Origin of the sequence: Flavihumibacter sp. CACIAM 22H1, assembly GCF_001601815.1 — a bacterium.
In the GTDB taxonomy this organism is placed as follows: domain Bacteria; phylum Bacteroidota; class Bacteroidia; order Chitinophagales; family Chitinophagaceae; genus Flavihumibacter.
The window spans coordinates 3,610-8,234 of sequence record NZ_LUKG01000032.1 but is presented as its reverse complement, the minus strand read 5'-3'; the positions used below and the strand labels follow the sequence as shown (position 1 = coordinate 8,234).

General features: G+C 43.8%; 5 protein-coding genes. 1 reads left to right on the top strand and 4 read right to left on the bottom strand.

Translation table 11 applies throughout. The annotated features are described in order from the left end of the window. A partial coding sequence (locus A1D16_RS10585; RefSeq protein WP_290709336.1) for a pyruvate kinase occupies window positions 1-194 on the bottom strand: 194 nt, incomplete at its 3' end. 35 nt (window positions 195-229) lie between these two features. Beyond that, a complete protein-coding gene (pfkA, locus tag A1D16_RS10580; protein ID WP_290709335.1) occupies window positions 230-1,216 on the bottom strand; it encodes a 6-phosphofructokinase in 987 nt (328 codons plus the stop codon). A 250-nt stretch (window positions 1,217-1,466) separates the two neighbouring features. Between pfkA and A1D16_RS10575 the strand changes: the two genes are divergently transcribed. Beyond that, window positions 1,467-2,360, top strand: a complete 894-nt coding sequence (locus A1D16_RS10575; protein WP_290709334.1) for an SDR family oxidoreductase — start codon at window positions 1,467-1,469, stop codon at window positions 2,358-2,360. On the opposite strand, the gene ctlX is transcribed toward A1D16_RS10575, so the two are convergent. Then, window positions 2,349-3,266: a citrulline utilization hydrolase CtlX gene (ctlX, locus tag A1D16_RS10570; protein ID WP_290709333.1), complete on the bottom strand. Its 918-nt coding sequence runs from the start codon at window positions 3,264-3,266 to the stop codon at window positions 2,349-2,351. The two genes, A1D16_RS10575 and ctlX, sit on opposite strands and share 12 nt — an antisense overlap. A 14-nt stretch (window positions 3,267-3,280) precedes the next feature. Then, window positions 3,281-4,625, bottom strand: a 1,345-nt coding sequence (locus A1D16_RS10565) for an arginine deiminase family protein (protein ID WP_290709332.1), incomplete at its 5' end; no start/stop codon positions are given.

The window sequence follows — 4,625 nt, the reverse complement described above, 5'->3', positions numbered from 1 at the left end:
TTATCTTCATGCGATCCATGAGAAAAATTAAGGCGGAACACATTTACACCCGCGCGAACCAGTGCCAGTAGTTTATCGTAGGTGTCGCAGGCTGGTCCAACCGTTGCAACAATTTTGGTTCTTTTAAAAGCGTGCTGCCTTCCTGCTTCTTTATCCATTTCCTGGTGCAGGTACTTGGAGGCGTGTTTTGACATATAATATAATTTCGTTGCTTGCTAGTTTGTGTAAATCAGGATGCCAGGATCTTTACGATCTTCATCCACTCTTCGTTGATTTTTTGTTTTGCTTTCACTGCATTTTCCAACGGCGTATAATGCATTTTATTATTCTGTATACCTACCATAACATTATGCCGTCCAACCATCAGGCTTTCAACTGCATGGTAGCCCATTCTGCTTGCAATCAGGCGATCTAAACAGGTTGGGGATCCTCCCCGCTGAATATGTCCGAGGATGCAAACGCGGGTATCGATATGCGGTAGTTTCCCTTTTACGTGTTTGGCAACTTCTTCAGCACCACCAAATTCATCGCCCTCGGCTACAACAATAAGGTTTACCAGTTTTCTTCTTTTTTCCTTTTCCTGCAAACTCTTTACAACCTGGTCAATATCTGTTTTCTTTTCCGGGATAAGGATATGTTCTGCACCGGTGGCAATACCACTGTGCAGGGCAATATAACCCGCGTCGCGGCCCATTACTTCAATAATAAATAAACGATCGTGGGCATCTGCAGTATCCCGTATTTTATCAATTGCTTCTACAGCCGTGTTAACCGCTGTATCAAATCCGATGGTAAAATCAGTGCCGGCAATATCTTTATCAATTGTGCCCGGTAGGCCAATACAGGGAATATCAAACTCTTTACTGAATTTCAACGCGCCATTAAAACTACCGTCACCACCAATCACCACTAAGCCGTCTATGCCTCTTTTCTTTAAGTTATCATAGGCTTTCTTGCGGCCTTCATATTCAAAAAATTCTTTACAACGGGCTGTTTTTAAAATGGTGCCTCCCCGCTGAATGATATTGGCTACGGAACGTGATTCCATTTTAAAAATATCGTCTTCCACCATGCCACTATATCCTCTCATAACACCATACATATCCAAGCCATGATACAGACCTGTTCTGACAACTGCCCGAACGGCAGCATTCATTCCGGGAGAATCGCCCCCCGATGTCAGAACTCCAATTTTAGAAACCTTGCTGTCACTCATCGAATTAAATTAAAGTAGTTTGGTTTTTACACATGCTAAAATATATGACAAGCTTCCCTATTTTTAGGTAGTCGTTTGATAAGGCGCGCCAAAAATAAGGATTTGATGCGATTATGTAGCCAATACATACCCCTGAGATGGATACTTTGCGTTGAAAATCAATAAACAATTCACATATGTTGAATAAATAACTACGTTCTGAATTGCTACCATTTGTTAGTTTTTAGGATACAGGTACAAAAATTATAGTATGGAAAAGATTTTAGTTACGGGTGCAAACGGGTTTGTAGGACAAGCATTGGTGAAAATTTTAGCCCAACGTGGCTATCCCGTAATTGCCACGGGGAGAGGTGTTTCCCGTTTTCCGGCAGAGGATCAACTGGTTCGCTATTATGCGGCCGATATCAGTCATCCGTTTGAATTGCAACAAATCGTGGAGCAGGAAAAACCTGCTGTTATTGTTCATTGTGCTGCCATGTCGCAGGTCGACGAATGTGAGCAACGGCAAAAGGAAGCGCATTCCATTAATGTGGAAGCAACCGCCCGGCTTTTGCTGGATGCTGAGGAACATGCAGGTTTTTTTATTTTTCTGTCGACCGATTTTGTTTTCGATGGAGAAAAAGGAAGTTATACGGAAGAAGATACTGTTAACCCGATTAGTTGGTATGGGCATACCAAACTGGAGGCAGAAGCCATTGTACAAACCGCTGAAATTCCCTGGGCAATTGTTAGGACCTGCCTGGTATACGGGTTGGCTCCGGAAGGTGGTCGTTCCAGTATTTTCAGCTGGATAAAAAACAGCCTGGAAGAAGGCAAAACAATTAAGGTGGTGGATGACCAGTATCGAACCCCGACCTATGTAAATGACCTGGTTGCAGGTATTCTCTTATTGATTGAACAGAAAAAAACAGGCATTTGGCATATTTCAGGGGAAGAGTTTTTCACACCCTATAAAATGGCCCGGGAAATTGCCCAAATAGGCGGCTGGAAGGAGGAGTTACTGGAACGGGTAACAGCCGACACCTTTAAACAAGCCGGAAAGCGCCCGGCCAGAACCGGGTTTGATATCAGCAAAGCCCAAAAGGAACTGGGTTATTTACCAGGTTCCTTTGGGGCTATTGCTAAAGAATTATTACGAAAATGATAATGGCAGAAAGATTTCAGCCATCATACAACGGGCGCTGCCCCCGCCATTGGTTTCAATGGTATGCAAATCGGAATGTATGATTGCATTAAAGGATTCCAGTTCTTTTACCTGCTCCTGCGTTAGCGAATGGTAGGCGCTGGAGCTCATCACCAGGTAAGGAATATGCCGGGCGTTCTGCACCTGCAGCATATTTCCGGCAAACTGGTTCATTTGCTCGGGGCTAATGCTGATTATTTTTTTTCCGGTGGATGAAATGCTGTCAATGACCTGTTGCCGTTCATTGATGTCGGTAATAGAATCCAGGCAAATGACAGCATATCGATCGGCAATACACATCATCACATTGGTATGATAGACTTCCTGCCCCTTGCTGTCGTAAGCGTGAAAACATACCGCCCGGTAGCCCATTTTTTCAGCAAATTCTTCCGTTAGTTTTTTATCAGTTCTTGGCGACAGACAGGCATAGGTAATGTTGTTTTCACGATCCAGCACCATACTGCCGGTTCCTTCGAGAAAGCGATTTTCCTTTTCTGCCCCGGTTAAATCGAGCAAACTGGTGTGTTTAAACCGGGAAAAAACCTGGTCTAAAACCGGTTGCTTGCGTTCAGCTCTTCTATTGGGGGCAAACATCGGATACAAAACAACTCGCCCGTCTTCATGAAAACTAACCCAGTTATTCGGAAAAATGGAATCAGGGGTATAGGGGTCGGGACTATCATTTATAACCGTTACGTCAACCTGGTGTTGTTGCAGTAGTTCAACCAATTGGTCAAACTCCTTACGGGCTTTTTCCTGTGCATTGGCTGCATTTCCGGCTAACTGGAAGGCATTATTTACGGCGGTTTCGGCATTAAAGCTGAAATTAACCGGCCGGATCATCATAATATGTGAGGTTGTTTGCATAGACTAAAAACTGTTTAATAAGCGTCTCTCAGCAGGGGCATGCTCATACAATGAAACCCACCGCGTGCCCTGGATAATTCAGCAGAAGGCATTAAAATGAGGCAGTTTTCCAATTCATCCGGTGATTTGGTTCCATTCTCAAATTGTTCCAACAAGTCCTTTACATGTAATACGGAAAAGCCTGCTTTCTGAAAAGCCTGGGAGGTTTTATCGTTGCGGTCGTACCCCAGCACTACACCCTCTTTTAAGGCCAGCACATTACAGGAGTCGGTCCATTGCTCGCGGGCATCAAAAGGAAATTCATTGTTTCCGGAATAGATGAACCGTACTTTTTCATCACAATCCAGGTCGTTGCGGCTGATGTCCGTCAGCAGGTCTTCCAGGTTATCAAAATAAACCGGGTTGTCGATATCTTTTTTACGGAATTGAATAATCTGGATTTTGTTATCAGTTTTTTTGCCTTCCAGAATACGTTGAACGATATCAGCGTCTTCTTTTTTAACTGCTTTTTTGGAGAAATTCCCCAGCATTACCCAGGTATTTTTTCTGACCTGCGTAAATACAGTATCAATATGCATGTAATCTCTTTTTTTAGGGATTTTTACTATTGATACTTTTTTTACAACATTTTTTTCGAAGAGTGCATGTACGGCCTGGTGAGCGGCTTCCATACTGGTGCGTTCCGATACACCGATCAGTACATGGTCTTTACTTACCACCATCACATCTCCTCCTTCAAGGGTAACTTTCCTGTCGTCGCCTTCTTTCGGCAGCAGGAAATGCTGGTGCGTATCGGGCAGCTCAATAATATTTTCACGCAGGTCGGTGAAAAGTGGGTGGTGAAAGAAAATATAACGCATCAGCAAAGCTTCTCTGGTCCTTGCCTTTTTAGCAGGTTTATTCAGCAGGATATGCTGGTTAATGGTAATGCCGATATCTCTTGTAAAAATAAAGTTTGGAATGGGGGGGAAGAGCATGCTTGAATCATTGGCTGTTCCGCTGATAAAGATTTTTGCCAAATCAACCGGGCTGTATTCCTGCAATTCCATTTGTCGGGCATGTGAACAGCCTTCAATGGCGCAAACGGAAGCCACCAGTTTAAGCCGGATATCGCGGTCAAACAGAATTTCTTCCAGCAGCCATTGAAGTTCAATTACTTTATCGGACCGGTAAAAATCGGGGTGTCCGGGTTTATAAAAATTCCGGTTGGCAGCGGGGGCGTCAATTTCATGAAGGCGTCCTTTGATTTTTTCGGGATCCAGGAAATACAACAGGATTTTAGTGTAATAGTCGTATTCTTTTCGGCGGATGGTATCGAGGTGAACGATATCTTCAAACAGCCAGTCCTGGGCTTTGGAG